This is a genomic window from Dysgonomonas sp. ZJ279 (assembly GCF_011039205.1).
Taxonomy (GTDB): Bacteria; Bacteroidota; Bacteroidia; order Bacteroidales; family Dysgonomonadaceae; genus Dysgonomonas.
Genome location: NZ_JAAKEL010000007.1, coordinates 26,304 through 41,500 on the forward strand (window position 1 = coordinate 26,304; position 15,197 = coordinate 41,500).

Below are 15,197 nucleotides of genomic sequence, written 5' to 3' on the forward strand. Positions count from 1 at the left end.
GATAAACATATAAACTATTCGCTATGATAAAAAAAATATTCTTTTTAATCCTATTTGCACCGTCAATCATAAACTGTTCTGGATCGAATGACAACAATGTTGATATACCTGTACCTAACCAACCAGCAGAGTTTACCACCAAGGATGCAACTGAAGCCATAGACGCTTTCAATCTAAACTTCTACAACAAAGATATGCAGTTGTATTACACTACCAGCGACAAGCGAGGTGTTGCAGCAATCTGGACACAGGCCATCTACTGGGATATGGTAATGAATGCTTACAAGAGGACTAAAAACGAAAAATACCTCAAATTAATTGATGATATTTATCAGGGAGGATATAACAAATATGACAAATACAACTGGAACAACGATGTCGAATGGTTTATCTACGATGATATTATGTGGTGGGTTATATCGCTGGCCAGAGCTTATGAAATAACAAAAGACCAGAAATATTTAGACCTTTCAATTTCGGGATTCAAGCGTGTATGGGAAGGTAGTCCGGTAGTTGGAGATACCGGTTCTTACGATCCTGTCAATGGAGGAATGTATTGGGGATGGAAAGACGATCAGAGAGGTAAAACAGCGTGCATAAACTATCCTACGGTAGTAGCTGCCATGACTCTTTATAATATTACCAAAGAGCCTTCATATCTTAATAAAGCAAAGGAAATATTCAGTTGGTCTCAGGATAAACTGTTCGATGCAAAAGATGGTAAAGTAGGCGATCATAAATATAAAGAAGAACCAACTAACTGGACAACTCAAGTATATAATCAGGCGACATGTATCGGGGCAGCCGTGATGCTGTATAAAGAAACAGGTGATAAAATGTATCTGAATGACGCCATTCTTGCTACAGATTATACTAAAAATACGATGTCGGGTAAAGATGGTATACTCCCATTTAAAACAGGGATAGAGCAAGGTATCTACACTGCTATATTTGCACAATATGTGATCAGGCTTATAGAAGATTGTAACCAACCACAATATAATGAATGGTTGCGCTACAATATAAATAAAGGATGGGCAAACAAGGATAAAAGAAACCTGACATATAAGAATTTCAATGTGCCTTGCCCAACGGGCATACTGGAGGTTTATGATGTAAGTGGATGTCCGGCATTGATGCAGGTTATTTCTCCGAAATAAAACGATATAAAATGCATTTCTCTATATTTTAATTAGTTCTTAACAATTATTTTTCAAAACGTGTCACATAAAAATGGCACGTTTTTTTGTATGGTTTCCTCTTATTCTTTCAATTTCCTATAATAAGGGAAGTCATCGATAATGAACCCGCTATAACTCTATCGTTAAACAATTTCACCTCATCATTTTCAGTTTGCAAAGCTAATGCATATAAGAGCGGAATATAATGTTCTTCACTAGGTATAGCTAAAAGTGCTGATTTAGAAAGTTTATGATATTCTATCAGTGATTTATGATCACCTGCTAAAATCTTCTCCTTAAATAGTTGATTCAATTCCATCGCCCAATCATAACCGTATTCGGCATTGAAACCAGCTTCCCCAATACGCAGCATACGCAAATTATGAACCATATTACCACTCCCTATTATTAGAACTCCCTTTTGACGAAGAAATCGCAATTCCTTTGCTAGATCATATTGATATTGAAGTCCCTTTGTAAAGTCGATACTCAATTCAACCACAGGAATATCCGCTTCGGGGTACATGTGTTTAAGAAAGCTCCAACTTCCATGATCTAATCCCCAGTCATAATCAACCCCTATCTCTATATCTTTTACCTCACGGCGTATTGTTTCACCCAGAAGAGGTAATCCTTCAGCCGGATATTGCTGCGCATAGAGTTCCTGTGGAAATCCACCGAAATCGTGAATTGTCTTTGGCTTTTCCATTGCTGTAACAAAAGTTCCGCCTGTCTCCCAATGAGCTGAAATACAAAGTATAGCTTTGGGACGCGGCAATTCTTTCCCCAGACGTATCCACTCATCTGTAAACAGATTGTTTTCAATTGCATTCATCGGAGAGCCATGTCCTACAAATAGAACAGGCATAGAATGTGTATTCTCCAAAGGGAGTATTTGTTGAAAATCAATCATTTCAGTTATATATTAATTAGAATAATTCTGTGAATATTTAAGTACTAACAAAGATACGATATTCTTGTTTTTCACTTTTGGGTTTTTGATAAAATATTTTTATATCTCATCTCCACTTGTTAAAAGAAAGACAACCATGAACATATAACTAATTCTATATGTTTAATATACAAAGAGGACAAAAAGAAGTTTAGTTTTATTAGTAATTTTCAATAAAATAAAATCATACATTAAACCAGAACTATAAGATTCAGGTTATTGGAATTTTATTTAATTCCTCTTCATAATTACAAATACACAAGTAATCATTAAAAAATAAAAAAGCATGAGTGATAGATTCTTACTAAGATATTTGAGATATAGTATCCACAAGTCTATATCCCATTTTATTATGAACTTGAAAAATATAAATTCAGAAAGATTATCTGTAGAAGATAGAAAGAATAAACTCCCTGTCTGATTACAGCGTTTCCGACAAATACAATAGCTAGTTTATCAAATGAGTTGTATAATAAATAAGCGAGGCTGTCCATATCAACTGGACAGCCTCGCTTTTATATTATAAAGTAATCAGATTTTATTTACTTTCCTTGTTCTTGTTTCTTCTTCAACATTGTCCATGCAACAGGAGTTGCAATGAATACTGATGAATAAGTACCGATAAAGATACCGATAAAGATAGCAAACGTAAAGCTACGAATAGTATCACCACCCAGTAAGAATATACAGAATACTACCAATAATGAACTTAATGATGTATTCACTGTACGTCCTAATGTAGAGTTCAATGCCTCGTTGATAGATTCAGTAACATCACGTTTCGGATATAGATGTCTCAATTCTCGAATACGGTCGAAAATAACAACCTTATCATTAATTGAATAACCAACCACCGTCAATATTGCCGCTATAAATGCTTGGTCGATTTCCATCGAGAATGGCATAAACTTGTACATCAACGAATATAGGAAGATTACAATAGCAGCATCATGTGCTACAGCTACAAATGTACCTACAGAGAAGGCTACATCGCGGAAACGAAGCAGGATATAGAGAGCCATACAGATAACGGCGACAACTACAGCTACGCTGGCAGCAGTCTTCAAGTCGTCTGCGACACTTGGTCCTACACGTTGTGAACTTTGAATATAATTATCAATTGTAGTATTCGGAGCTAAATCATTCTTCAATGCACTTGTCATCTTAGCTCTGATTTCAGTCTCTACCGAGTCACCGGGAACATCAATTTTATAGTTTGTTGTAATACGTACCTGACTCGATGTTGAAGCCTGGCTAGCTGATCCACTTGTCAATACACGAACTGTTGATCCTTCAAATTCCGGAATCAAAGCCTTTTCTACATCATTGGCATTCACATTCGTGTCGAAACGTACTAAATAATTACGTCCACCTGTGAAGTCAATACCTTTGTTCAAACCATTATAGAATAAAGACCCGATACCCGCTACAACGATAATACCCGATATAATATATGCTTTCTTTGTCATACCCAAGAAATTAATCTTAGTATTTACAAATAAGTTTTTAGTAATCGGAGTAGTAAATGTCATATTACGAAGTTTGCCTTTCGATAACATATAATCGTAGAACATACGAGTCATAAATACAGCAGTAAAGAACGATGCTATAATACCGATAATTAATGTAGTAGCAAATCCTTGTACAGCACCTGTACCAAAGTATATAAGGATAACACCTGTTATGATTTGCGAAACATTGGCATCAAAAATAGCTGAAAAAGCATTTTTATAACCATCCATCAATGCTACCCGAACATTTTTACCGGCTCTCAACTCTTCTTTCGTACGCTCATAGATAAGCACATTAGCATCCACAGCCATAGCCAAAGTAAGTACAAGTCCCGTTATTCCAGGCAATGTCATCACAGCACCGAACGATGCCAGAATACCCATCGTAAAGAATAAATTAAGAATCAATGCCGTATTAGCAACTAATCCCGGTATAAGACCATAAGCTAAACACATGTATGCCATAAGCAATACCAGTGCCAATACAAATGATATAATACCCGCATCAATAGCCTCTTCTCCAAGAGAAGGTCCTACTATATCTTCTTGAACGATATGAACTCCGGCTTTCATTTTACCCGATTTCAAAACGTTCTCTAAATCTTTCGCATCCTCAACAGTAAAATTACCTGTAATTTGAGAACGTCCATCTTCTATCTTAACACCCACATTAGGTGCAGAATATACATGTCCGTCCAGTACAATAGCAATACTCTTGCCTATTTCAGCACCTGTGATTGCAGCCCAACGTTGAGCACCCTGAGAGTTCATTTGCATGCTAACTTCCCAAGCAGATCCTTTTTGTGATTGGTCAGCTTTAGCCGAAACGACAGAACTACCATCCAGAGCAGCTTCGTTTTTAACACCTCCGCGAAGCGCATATAGGTAAAACTGAGTTTCTTTCAAATCCTCTGCTTTGAAACCCCAAGCAAACTTTAAATCAGGTTTACCTGTTTCATTTCTAAATCTATATAGGATGTCATTAATTGCTGCTGTATCACTTTTGTGAGCCACACCAACTACAGGACCTCCGTTAAAAGTGATCAGGTAGTCTTTTAAAGGTTTAGTAAATCCTAGTTTAACAGGAATAGCTAAAGAATCTGTTGCTGCCAGAGAATCAACTGTAGCATTTAAAGCCAGAGCGTTTCTCGACGCCATATCCAAGGCATTTAAATCTCCTTGTATTTCTGTTGCACTATATGTTTTCCAGAACTCAAGATTTGCACTACCTTGTAATAGTTTCCTTACACGGTCCGGTTCTTTAATCCCCGGTAGCTCAATCATAATACGTTCTGCACGATCTAATTTCTGTATATTAGGTGCTACCACCCCGAAACGGTCGATACGTGTACGAAGTACATTAAATGAGTTATCGGCTACACTTTGAAGTTCTTCTCTAAGTACAGCAATAACATGCTTATCATCGTCTGTAGCTGTAACTCTATCGATAAGTTTCGTACTGAAAATACCAGCAAGTTTATTGTTGCCATTTGCTTTTGTAAACTTATCTACAAATATTGAGATATAATCTTTGTTACTGCCTGTGCGGTTTTCTTCAGAAGCTTCATTCAAAGCTGTAATGAAAGCCTGATTATCGACATCACCTAGTGAACGAAGTACTGCTGCTGCATCTACCTCGACAATAACACTCATACCACCTTTAAGGTCTAGTCCTAAACCAATCTCTCTTTCGCGGCATTCTTTAAGAGAATAACCAACTGAATCTGTGAAATTGAACCATACTTTCTCGGTAGACATTGAGTCTAAATAATAACTATACTGCTTGTTATACAATTCATTGTACAGATCAGTATCGCCATTTGCTTTTTCTGTGGCATACGCTGCTGCATATGCTTCTGCTTTTTTGTCATAACTTCTCGTTACAAAAGAAAACGACAAATAGAAGCAGCAAACCAATGTCAACAGAATGGCAAATGTCATTACAAAGCCTTTGTTTTGCATCTTAGAATTTACTTTTTGTTATTTAAATATTTATTACTATTCCACTATAAATGAGTCCTGTATAATAGTGCTTTCCAATGGTTGAGAATCTTAATTCCGCATAAATCATAGACATACACACAGTTTCAGGCGTGCAAATATAATCTTTTATTCTTTACAAATCATAATAAAACGAAAAGAAGTTTTAAATGTAAGCAGGCTTTTTAACAAGTAATAGCTGGTACTTAAACATAGTGTTATCTACAGAATAATCAGACCATTTTGCTGATTTATCAATTTAAACTTAAATACTACGCCAAGTTAAGCTAAAACGATTTTCGCGTTAGGAGTCATTGTTGTGAGAAAATAATATATATTTTTGCATCTTACGATTTCACATAGGCTTTATAATGAAAAAAACCATAGAATAAGAACAACAATATATTTATCAGCACTATTCATCATTTTCTTTTTTAGCTACTCTACCAATTTTTTTAGGTGTAGCAGCCAAATACTACACCACATTCGACCGATCGGACGAAATGTTTGTTATTGGCAGATTAGATGCAGCTACATATCAGGGAATATTAAGCTACGGTGGCTTGCCGGGATCTGCTCATCCCACTCGCGATAGTATCGCTAAAATGAACTATGACTATATGAAGGAAGTAAACGAAAAATACGATTACTACCTGACCGATCGAAAAATGCCCGGAGATAAATTTGCTGCATATTATAGCCAAAGTGGAGGACAAGGCTTGTCTTATAGTGTGCTGCAAAAGATACTACCTTTCAAAAATGAGGTTAAAATAAGAATATATAGAGCTATCAATATATGCCTTTTAGCATTCTGCTTTATCTTATTTTTGGGATGGTGCTATCGTAATTATGGATTACTAAGCAGCTTTATTACTTTCCTCTTATTACTGTTTTCGCCAATCATTCATAACTTCGCTTTTAGTTTGTGGTGGACTTTATGGAGCTATTATATACCTTTTCTTACAATGCTCCTGATCCTCGAACGAAATAATAAAAGCCCGGGAAGATATTCGGAAAATAAAATTCTCGCATTTCTATTTATTTCCGTTTTTGCAAAGTGCTTCTTTACAGGTTTTGAATACATAACACCTACGCTGGCTGCTATACTATGCCCTATTATATATTATCATATTTTAGAGAGAAAAAAGATAAAGACTACTTTTATATTTATTTGCAAAACGATCATCTGTTCTGTCACGGCTCTTTTAGCAGAAGTATTTTTGCTAATAAATCAGATAAAATCAATAGAAGGTTCTTATGCTAAAGGTATTGAATATTTAATACACGCATTTACGAGAAGATCATCATTAGATGTAGACGAATTTCCCCCAACAATACCAGAAATTCTAAATGAACATTTATTTGGTATGGATCTTGTTATATGGGGTCATAGCGCTTATAATATCACATTGACTCTTTTCACAACTATCCTTATTGTGCTTATTATGTGCATCTCGCTTTATTTCCTTTCTAAGAAAATAGACACGACCAATAAGAGTAAGAGTAAAGCATTATTGGCCACCACCATACTATCATCCTTTGCTCCAATTTCCTGGATTGTAATCTTCACCGAGCATGTATCAAAACATAGCCTTGACAGAATCATCTGGTATATGCCATTTTTACTTTATGGTTTTTTGGTAATAGGTGTCTGCTTCTCGATTATTCTATCAAGATTAAGAAGAAAAAATATTTAAACATACCCGATACAAAAAAAGCCTGCTTAAGTAATATTTAAACAGGCTTCTTTGTATCTATCAACAAGCAAAATTTACGATCGTCTGATCTCTGCCCGCTTTATTTTACCACTTATAGTTTTAGGTAATTCATCTACAAATTCTATTATACGCGGGTATTTATAAGGAGCTGTCACGTTCTTAACATGCTCTTGTATTTCTCTTACAAGATTCTCACCTGCTTTATCTTTATAGTTTTTAGCAAGAACTATGGTTGCTTTCACCAACTGACCCCTTATTTCGTCGGGAACACCGGTTATAGCACATTCTACAACAGCCGGATGTGTCATCAAAGCACTTTCCACCTCAAATGGTCCGATACGATAACCCGAACTCTTAATCACATCATCCATACGACCAACGAACCAGTAGAAACCATCTTCGTCTCGCCATGCTACATCTCCCGTATGATACACATCATCCGAATACACTTGATTAGTAAGAGCTTCATCACGATAATAACCTTTGAAAAGACCTAAAGGTCTCCACTTATCTGTTTTAATGACAACCTCTCCTATTTCACCATCTTCTGCCGAACGACCATCAGCGTGAATTAAATCCATATCATAAGCAGGATTAGGTACACCCATAGCTCCCGGCTTAGGTTCCATCCAAGGAAAAGTTATAATAGTAGGCGTAGTCTCTGTCTGCCCGAAAGCCTCCATCATTTTAATGCCCGTACCTTGATAAAAAGCTTCAAACACCGATGGATTCAATGCTTCACCCGCAGTAGTACAATATTTGAGTGATGATAAATCGAATTTTGACAAATCCTCACGTATCATAAACCGATACACCGTAGGAGGTGCACAAAATGAAGTTATCTTATATTGCTCGATAAGACGGAGCATAGATTCAGGATTAAATTTTTCATGATCATATACGAAAATACATGCTCCGGCAATCCATTGTCCATATAGTTTCCCCCAAACAGCTTTAGCCCATCCTGTATCAGCTACAGTCAGATGCAAACTATCCTCATTCAGGTTATGCCAGTATTTGGCTGTAACTATATGCCCCAAAGGATATGTGAAATCATGAACTACCATCTTCGGCTCACCTGTAGTGCCGGAAGTGAAATATAATAACGAGATATCGTCATTCACATTCACCTGTTCAGGCTTAACAAACGGTTTGGCAAAACGAAGCCCTTTATGAAAGTCGTCCCATCCTTCAGGGATACGATCTCCACAGACTATACGATGTTTAATTGTTGGTGATTCAGCCATAGCCTCATTAACGTGTTCAATCACAACACCATCGTCCGTGCTCACTATTGCCTTTATACCTGCGGCATTATTGCGATATACTATATCTTTTTTAGTCAGCAAATGGGTAGCCGGAATTGCAATAGCACCAATCTTGTGTAAACCTATTATAGCAAACCAAAATTCGTATCTACGCTTCAAAACCAGCATCACCATATCTCCGCGACCGATACCGAGCGATTGGAAATAAGATGCAGCCCTATCACTCTGATCTTTAATATGAGCAAATGTAAAATCGACATGCTCACCCTTATCGTTTACCCAACAAATGGCTTTTTTATCGGGATGGGTTTTCGCCCATTCATCGACAACATCGTATCCGAAATTGAAATTATCGGGAATATGAACATGATAGTTATTTTTGAAATCGTCAGTCGATGTAAAAGTTGTTTGTTTTAAGAATTTTTCTAACATTATATTCTAGTATTTATAAAACAAATCAGTTGTACTATATTTATAAAATTACAAAACAACAGCTATAAAGCGTACTGTTGTTCCATCTAATGCCTTCATGCCATGTGGCAGACTAGAATCGAAATAAACACTATCTCCTGTCTCCAGAATAAGTTGTTTCCCATTTATTTCTAACATCATACGCCCTTCAAGAACTAAATTAAACTCCTGACCGGCATGCGAACTATGATGGACTTCAACAGCATCGTTCTTAGGCTCCACCGTTACTTCAAACACTTCCGCCTTACGGTTATTAAATCCTCCGGCCAATGTCTGATATTGGTAGTCTTCTACCCTCTTAACTGCCAGCCCTTTCCCTTTTCGCGTAAGGAAATAACTGCTCATTCGAGGCTCGTCTGCAAACATCAAAACAGAAACATCGACATTATACTTTGTCGATATCCCTTTAAGCACACTAATCGTTAAATCTTTTTCGCCCGATTCGTATTTTTTGTATTCCTCTAAAGGAATATTACACGATGAAGCGAAATCTTCGGCAGACAGATCCAGGGCTTCACGTAAGCCTGCTAATCGCTGACCTATTTGTCTAATTTCATCACTCATGTTTTATTTTAGTATTATCAGTTAATAATTCCAATAACGTTTTTGGTATAGGACTTTTAAATTCAAGCATTTCTCCTGTTACAGGATGTTTAATAGCCATATCCTGAGCATGAAGTGCTATCCGCTTGATAGGTTTATTTGCAGCACCATATTTTTTATCCCCTACTACAGGGTGCCCCAATTGTTGCATTTGCGCACGAAGTTGGTTTTTGCGACGAGTTTCGAGATTAAAATTGACTAACGAGTAACGACCACCAACTTTCACCGTGTTATAATGAGTCACAGACTTTAATCCGCCATTATCGAACGAAGTAGAAAATACCTGATAGTTCTTGTTCTCGGTAAGCCAAGACACAATTGTACCGTTCTTAGGATTAACTTCACCTTCTACCACAGCTGTATAGGTATAAACAGGTACGAATTTATCCCAGTTTTTCTGAAACTGGCTTTGTATATCCTGATCTTTAGAAAAAGCCATCAGACCCGACGCTTCCCTATCGAGGCGATGAAGTACATATACACGCGATTGCTTATTCTGCTTTTTCACATATTCGTTCAATATACCGAAAGCTGTACGTAATTTCTCCCTTTCGGTAGATACCGATAGAAGGCCGACTTCTTTGTCGACAATAACTATATAATCGTCTTCGTAAACAATTTTAAGACCTTTGAGCCTTTTCTCCTTACGACTCTGATCGTATTTCATTATAGCCACCATATCACCCTCTTTCAACTCAAAGTCGAATTGAGTAATCAATTTACCATTTATCCTTATTTGTTTGTGAGCTAGTAGCGATTTTGCAGCGGTACGACTTTTACGAACATTCTTATTTACAAGAAACTCTAGTAACTGACTTGGTTCTGACACTTTTATTTCCTGTAAGGCTTTATCTCTGGAGTTAGTTCTCATTCTATTTTTTGCATAAATTATAGCAACAAAGATAAGTGTTTTTAAATTATTACCGATATTATATTTTCTTTAATAATCGTATGATTGGCAAGAATAAGGCGTTTCTGAGCTATTCTATTCCGGCGAATGAAATTCTGCCGAATAATTGCTTCCTTAAATAATTACAGCCAACAGATCAGTTAAACATAAGTTAATTTATTATCAACTTCTTGCCATTTGTTTACACTGCGTACTTGGGAAGAAAAACTTCATTCTCTAATATTATCTATATTATCATTTTTTTACTAATTTTGCAGCCGGTTTTAGTATTGCAAACTAATTTGATATTAAACATTTATTTCAAATTAGTTTACAGTGAAATACTTAAAAATAAGATCAAGAGGTCTATGACCTTAAACACTTATAATTAATAATTTAGACTATATAAAATGAAAGCATTTGTATTTCCAGGTCAGGGAGCTCAATTTGTAGGAATGGGCAAAGATTTGTACGAAACATCTCCTCTTGCTAAAGAAATGTTTGAAAAAGCAAACGAAATTCTTGGTTTTCGTATCACAGATCTAATGTTTGAAGGAACAGACGAAGATCTTCGCCAAACAAAAGTAACTCAACCTGCTATATTTCTTCATTCGGTAATATTAGCAAAAACTATGGGAGCAGATTTCCAGCCAAATATGGTTGCAGGCCATTCTCTTGGTGAGTTTTCGGCATTGGTAGCTGCTAACGCACTATCATTCGAGGATGGATTGAAACTTGTTTACAAACGTGCTCTTGCAATGCAAAAAGCATGCGAAATGAACCCATCCACAATGGCTGCGGTACTTGCTTTAGCTGATGAGAAAGTAGAAGAAATATGTGCCTCTATTACTGACGAAGTGGTAGTACCGGCAAACTACAACTGCCCTGGACAAATTGTAATTTCGGGTTCGGATAAAGGTATCGACAAAGCATGTGAACTATTACTTGCTGCGGGTGCTAAACGTGCTTTGAAACTAAAAGTAGGTGGTGCATTTCACTCTCCATTAATGGAACCGGCTAAAGTAGAATTATCGGAAGCGATCAACTCGACCGAATTTACTACTCCGATATGTCCTGTTTATCAGAATGTAAGCACTATAGCAGAAACAGACCCTACAACTATAAAAGCAAACTTGATTGCTCAATTAACTGCTCCTGTAAAATGGACTCAATCGGTTGAACATATGGTGGCAGACGGTGCAACAGAATTTATAGAACTCGGACCCGGTAGTGTATTGCAAGGCTTAGTTAAGAAAATAGCTAAAGACGTTGTAACTAGCGGGAAACAATAAGAAATTATAATTTTCAGATTTAAGGATAAGTTGAAAATTAATGACATCATTTATTTTCAACTTATTTTATATATAATATAAAAACTCTGTATTATGGCATTTTTTTCAGGAAATAAGCAAGCAGACGATCAAGATGAAACTGCTAAAAACATATTTATGTTTGAGCTAGTTCAAAAAAACATTCTTGTAACAGGAGCCAACGGTCAGCTAGGAAGTGAAATCAGACGAATAGCCGATGTTCACGAGGATAACTTTCGATTCTTTTTTACGGATGTAGACACTTTAGATATCACAGATCTGAAAGCTATTGATCATTTCATCAAAGAAAACAAGATCAAATATATTATTAATTGTGCTGCCTATACTGCTGTTGATAAAGCTGAAGATGATGCTGAATTATGCTATAAGATCAACAGAGATGCTGTAATCAATCTAGGAATTTCAGCGACGAACAATGCAGCAAAAATAATCCATGTGTCTACCGACTATGTGTTCGATGGCACAAATACACGACCTTATATCGAAACAGATCCCGTTAATCCCAAATCGGTATATGGCAAATCGAAACAGGAAGCCGAAAGCAGTTTGATGGATGCATGTGCGGATTCAATCGTCATCCGTACGGCATGGCTATACTCCATCTTTGGAAACAACTTTGTGAAAACAATGATAAAGCTAGGTCAAGAAAGGGATACGCTTAATGTTGTTGCCGATCAGACCGGCACTCCTACAAATGCTGCCGACTTAGCAAAAGCTATTATCAAAATATTGGATCATAGCGAAGCATACGATTTCAAAGCCGGTATATATCATTATTCGAACGAAGGAGTTACCACTTGGTATGATTTTACTCTAGCAATACACAAAGATGCGGGTATCACAAGTTGTAAAGTAAGTCCGATCACTACTGACCAATACCCTACCAAGGCTGCTCGTCCGCAATACAGCGTACTTGATAAAACTAAAATAAAGACGACATTCGGTATTACTATCCCAAATTGGGAAGAAAGTTTAAACATTTGTGTTAGAGAACTGTTATCTTAATATACAGATAAACTTTATAATAAATATGCTATCTAAATCTTAAAATGAAAAGGATTTATTTTTCGGCTATACTCATTTCAATTTTGACGATCTCTTGCCAAACTAAATCAGGGGATAAAAATACGGCGGAAGAGCTCCATGTAGAATTAAACGAAGATAAGTTAAATATCAAACCCGACAGTCCAAATTTTAAGGAACCGCCACATTTAAGCATAGCGCAGTACGACAGTCTCCAGATAAATAAGATAAAGGATCTTAAGGATTACGATATCAGCTACCTGTCGATGGGAAGGACTTTACTTTCGAATGAAAATGGAAAGATTATCACTATTCAGGTTATTACCGATGGTGAAATAACCGAATACCTGCTGAGTTATGATAGAAATGGCAATCTGGTAGATAATCTTATTGTTGCATATGAGGATATGGTTGAATATTACAGCCAAATTACATCGCAAATCAATTCAAATAAAGTAATAATACAAACAGTCAATTTTAGCTATGAAAACTCGAAAGGAGAAGAAGTAGAATTATCTGACACTTCAACCATTAGCTACTCGATAAGCCCTGAATTAAAATTCATAGCTGACTAGTTGTTAAAAAAAATACAAACTTAAAGCATTAAGTAAAGGCATCTATTGTAATTACAGTAGATGCTTTTCCTTTTTTTATTATCTTTGTACTATACATAAAAATAGTAATGAGCGAATTAGAAAAGGAAATACATAAAAGACGCACTTTTGCGATCATTAGCCATCCCGATGCGGGTAAAACGACACTCACCGAAAAGCTATTGTTATTTGGTGGAGCTATACATGTAGCAGGTGCCGTAAAATCAAATAAAATAAAGAAGACAGCGACATCCGACTGGATGGAAATAGAGAAACAACGTGGTATCTCTGTTGCGACTTCCGTTATGGGATTCGAATACGATGGATATAAGATAAATATACTCGATACACCCGGTCACCAAGACTTTGCTGAAGATACATATAGAACCCTTACTGCTGTAGATAGCGTTATAATAGCTGTTGACTCGGCAAAAGGAGTGGAAGCGCAAACTCGCAAACTAATGGAAGTTTGCCGTATGCGTAACACGCCGGTGATGATATTCATCAACAAGATGGACAGAGAGGGTAAAGACCCTTTCGAATTACTCGATGAACTCGAAGAGGAACTAAAAATAAATGTACGCCCTCTTAGTTGGCCCATAGATAGTGGACAACGATTTAAGGGTGTCTATAATATCTACCAACAGAAACTCGATCTGTACACTCCAAGCAAACAGACTGTCACCGAATCGATTGGATTTAAAGACATAAACAATCCAGATCTGGAAAAACATATTGGAGAAACATTAGCAGCCAAACTAAGAGACGATATAGAATTAATAGACGGTGTATACTCGGAATTGGATGTAGAAACTTATCTTCAGGGAAAAGTAGCTCCAGTATTCTTTGGCTCTGCCTTAAATAATTTCGGAGTAAAAGAATTACTTGACTGCTTTGTGAAAATTGCACCTTCACCTCGCCCTATCGAAGCTATAGAGAGAGAGATCAGACCCGAAGAAGATGCTTTCAGTGGTTTTATATTCAAGATACATGCTAATATGGACCCGAACCATCGTTCGTGTATAGCATTTGTGAAAATATGCTCGGGTAAGTTTGAACGTAATGTAAATTATAAACATATACGTCTTAACCGACAAATGAAGTTCTCTTCACCTACAGCATTTATGGCTCAAAAGAAAGAGACTGTAGACGAGGCTTATGCAGGCGATATTATCGGATTACCCGACACAGGTAATTTTAAGATTGGGGACACATTGACATCTGGCGAAAACCTACATTTCAAAGGATTACCTAGCTTCTCTCCTGAGATGTTTAAATATATAGAGAATGCCGACCCAATGAAGACTAAACAGCTTCAAAAAGGTATTGATCAGTTAATGGACGAAGGTGTTGCTCAATTGTTCACAAATCAATTCAATGGCCGTAAGATTGTAGGAACTGTGGGACAACTTCAGTTCGAAGTTATTCAATACCGATTGTTACACGAATACGGAGCACAATGTAGATGGGAAGCAATCAATCTATATAAAGCCTGTTGGATAGAAAGCGACAATATTGAACAACTGGAAGATTTTAAAAGGCGTAAAGCTCAATATATGGCAAAAGATAAGAATGACCGGGATGTATTCCTCGCTGATTCAAACTATTTGCTAATGATGGCTCAACAAGATTTCAAAGACATAAAATTTCATTTTACTTCTGAATTCTAAACAAAAA

General features: G+C 36.5%; 11 protein-coding genes. 6 read left to right on the forward strand and 5 right to left on the reverse strand.

Annotation, left to right across the window (positions count from 1 at the left end):
- The first annotated feature begins 23 nt into the window (after window positions 1-23).
- Window positions 24-1,160, forward strand: coding sequence for a glycoside hydrolase family 76 protein (locus tag G7Y57_RS10115; RefSeq protein WP_165023314.1), 1,137 nt, complete (start codon window positions 24-26; stop codon window positions 1,158-1,160).
- Between the two features lie 109 nt (window positions 1,161-1,269).
- Here the strand turns inward: G7Y57_RS10115 and ygiD are convergent, their stop codons facing one another.
- Both ygiD and secDF read right to left on the reverse strand, forming a co-directional pair.
- Entirely contained in the window at window positions 1,270-2,094 is an 825-nt protein-coding gene (gene ygiD / locus G7Y57_RS10120) for a 4,5-DOPA dioxygenase extradiol (RefSeq protein ID WP_165023317.1), read from the reverse strand.
- 581 nt (window positions 2,095-2,675) lie between these two features.
- Window positions 2,676-5,606 (reverse strand): protein translocase subunit SecDF, encoded by a 2,931-nt coding sequence (gene secDF, locus G7Y57_RS10125; RefSeq protein WP_165023320.1) that lies wholly within the window; start codon window positions 5,604-5,606, stop codon window positions 2,676-2,678.
- 521 nt (window positions 5,607-6,127) lie between these two features.
- On the opposite strand from secDF, the gene G7Y57_RS10130 reads away from it, so the two are divergent.
- The gene (locus tag G7Y57_RS10130) at window positions 6,128-7,321 is read left to right on the forward strand and encodes a hypothetical protein (RefSeq protein ID WP_165023323.1); all 1,194 of its coding nucleotides are present in this window, start codon (window positions 6,128-6,130) and stop codon (window positions 7,319-7,321) included.
- Window positions 7,322-7,395: 74 nt separating this feature from the next.
- Here G7Y57_RS10130 and G7Y57_RS10135 read toward each other — a convergent pair whose 3' ends face one another.
- Genes G7Y57_RS10135 through G7Y57_RS10145 form a run of 3 tightly spaced genes read right to left on the reverse strand, consistent with a single transcriptional unit; the run spans window position 7,396 to window position 10,555 of the window.
- Window positions 7,396-9,042 carry an AMP-binding protein gene (locus G7Y57_RS10135; protein WP_165023326.1) on the reverse strand — a complete coding sequence of 549 codons (1,647 nt, stop codon included), beginning with the start codon at window positions 9,040-9,042 and terminating at the stop codon, window positions 7,396-7,398.
- Window positions 9,043-9,090: 48 nt separating this feature from the next.
- Window positions 9,091-9,645 carry a helix-turn-helix domain-containing protein gene (locus G7Y57_RS10140; protein ID WP_165023330.1) on the reverse strand — a complete coding sequence of 185 codons (555 nt, stop codon included), beginning with the start codon at window positions 9,643-9,645 and terminating at the stop codon, window positions 9,091-9,093.
- Window positions 9,638-10,555, reverse strand: coding sequence for an RluA family pseudouridine synthase (locus tag G7Y57_RS10145; protein WP_165023333.1), 918 nt, complete (start codon window positions 10,553-10,555; stop codon window positions 9,638-9,640). Before G7Y57_RS10145 ends, G7Y57_RS10140 begins: the two co-directional genes overlap by 8 nt.
- Before the next feature lie 428 nt (window positions 10,556-10,983).
- Here G7Y57_RS10145 and fabD point away from each other — a divergent pair, with 428 nt between their 5' ends.
- From fabD to G7Y57_RS10165, 4 genes are all read left to right on the forward strand, one after another.
- Complete coding sequence (fabD, locus tag G7Y57_RS10150) at window positions 10,984-11,865, forward strand: ACP S-malonyltransferase (protein ID WP_165023336.1); 882 nt, start codon at window positions 10,984-10,986, stop codon at window positions 11,863-11,865.
- Window positions 11,866-12,021: 156 nt separating this feature from the next.
- On the forward strand, window positions 12,022-12,909 hold the full coding sequence (rfbD, locus tag G7Y57_RS10155; protein ID WP_255491416.1) for a dTDP-4-dehydrorhamnose reductase: 888 nt from the start codon (window positions 12,022-12,024) through the stop codon (window positions 12,907-12,909).
- 44 nt (window positions 12,910-12,953) lie between these two features.
- A complete protein-coding gene (locus tag G7Y57_RS10160) occupies window positions 12,954-13,502 on the forward strand; it encodes a hypothetical protein (protein WP_165023342.1) in 549 nt (182 codons plus the stop codon).
- A gap of 107 nt (window positions 13,503-13,609) precedes the next feature.
- Window positions 13,610-15,190 carry a peptide chain release factor 3 gene (locus tag G7Y57_RS10165; RefSeq protein ID WP_165023345.1) on the forward strand — a complete coding sequence of 527 codons (1,581 nt, stop codon included), beginning with the start codon at window positions 13,610-13,612 and terminating at the stop codon, window positions 15,188-15,190.
- The last annotated feature ends 7 nt before the right edge of the window (window positions 15,191-15,197 follow it).

What these genes read in the sequence shown, in the direction of transcription:
- G7Y57_RS10115 (WP_165023314.1), top strand. Translation starts at nt 24, where the DNA reads ATGATAAAAAAAATATTCTTTTTAATCCTATTTGCACCGTCAATCATA.
- ygiD (WP_165023317.1), bottom strand. Translation starts at nt 2,094, where the DNA reads ATGATTGATTTTCAACAAATACTCCCTTTGGAGAATACACATTCTATG.
- secDF (WP_165023320.1), bottom strand. Translation starts at nt 5,606, where the DNA reads ATGCAAAACAAAGGCTTTGTAATGACATTTGCCATTCTGTTGACATTG.
- G7Y57_RS10130 (WP_165023323.1), top strand. Translation starts at nt 6,128, where the DNA reads ATGTTTGTTATTGGCAGATTAGATGCAGCTACATATCAGGGAATATTA.
- G7Y57_RS10135 (WP_165023326.1), bottom strand. Translation starts at nt 9,042, where the DNA reads ATGTTAGAAAAATTCTTAAAACAAACAACTTTTACATCGACTGACGAT.
- G7Y57_RS10140 (WP_165023330.1), bottom strand. Translation starts at nt 9,645, where the DNA reads ATGAGTGATGAAATTAGACAAATAGGTCAGCGATTAGCAGGCTTACGT.
- G7Y57_RS10145 (WP_165023333.1), bottom strand. Translation starts at nt 10,555, where the DNA reads ATGAGAACTAACTCCAGAGATAAAGCCTTACAGGAAATAAAAGTGTCA.
- fabD (WP_165023336.1), top strand. Translation starts at nt 10,984, where the DNA reads ATGAAAGCATTTGTATTTCCAGGTCAGGGAGCTCAATTTGTAGGAATG.
- rfbD (WP_255491416.1), top strand. Translation starts at nt 12,022, where the DNA reads ATGTTTGAGCTAGTTCAAAAAAACATTCTTGTAACAGGAGCCAACGGT.
- G7Y57_RS10160 (WP_165023342.1), top strand. Translation starts at nt 12,954, where the DNA reads ATGAAAAGGATTTATTTTTCGGCTATACTCATTTCAATTTTGACGATC.
- G7Y57_RS10165 (WP_165023345.1), top strand. Translation starts at nt 13,610, where the DNA reads ATGAGCGAATTAGAAAAGGAAATACATAAAAGACGCACTTTTGCGATC.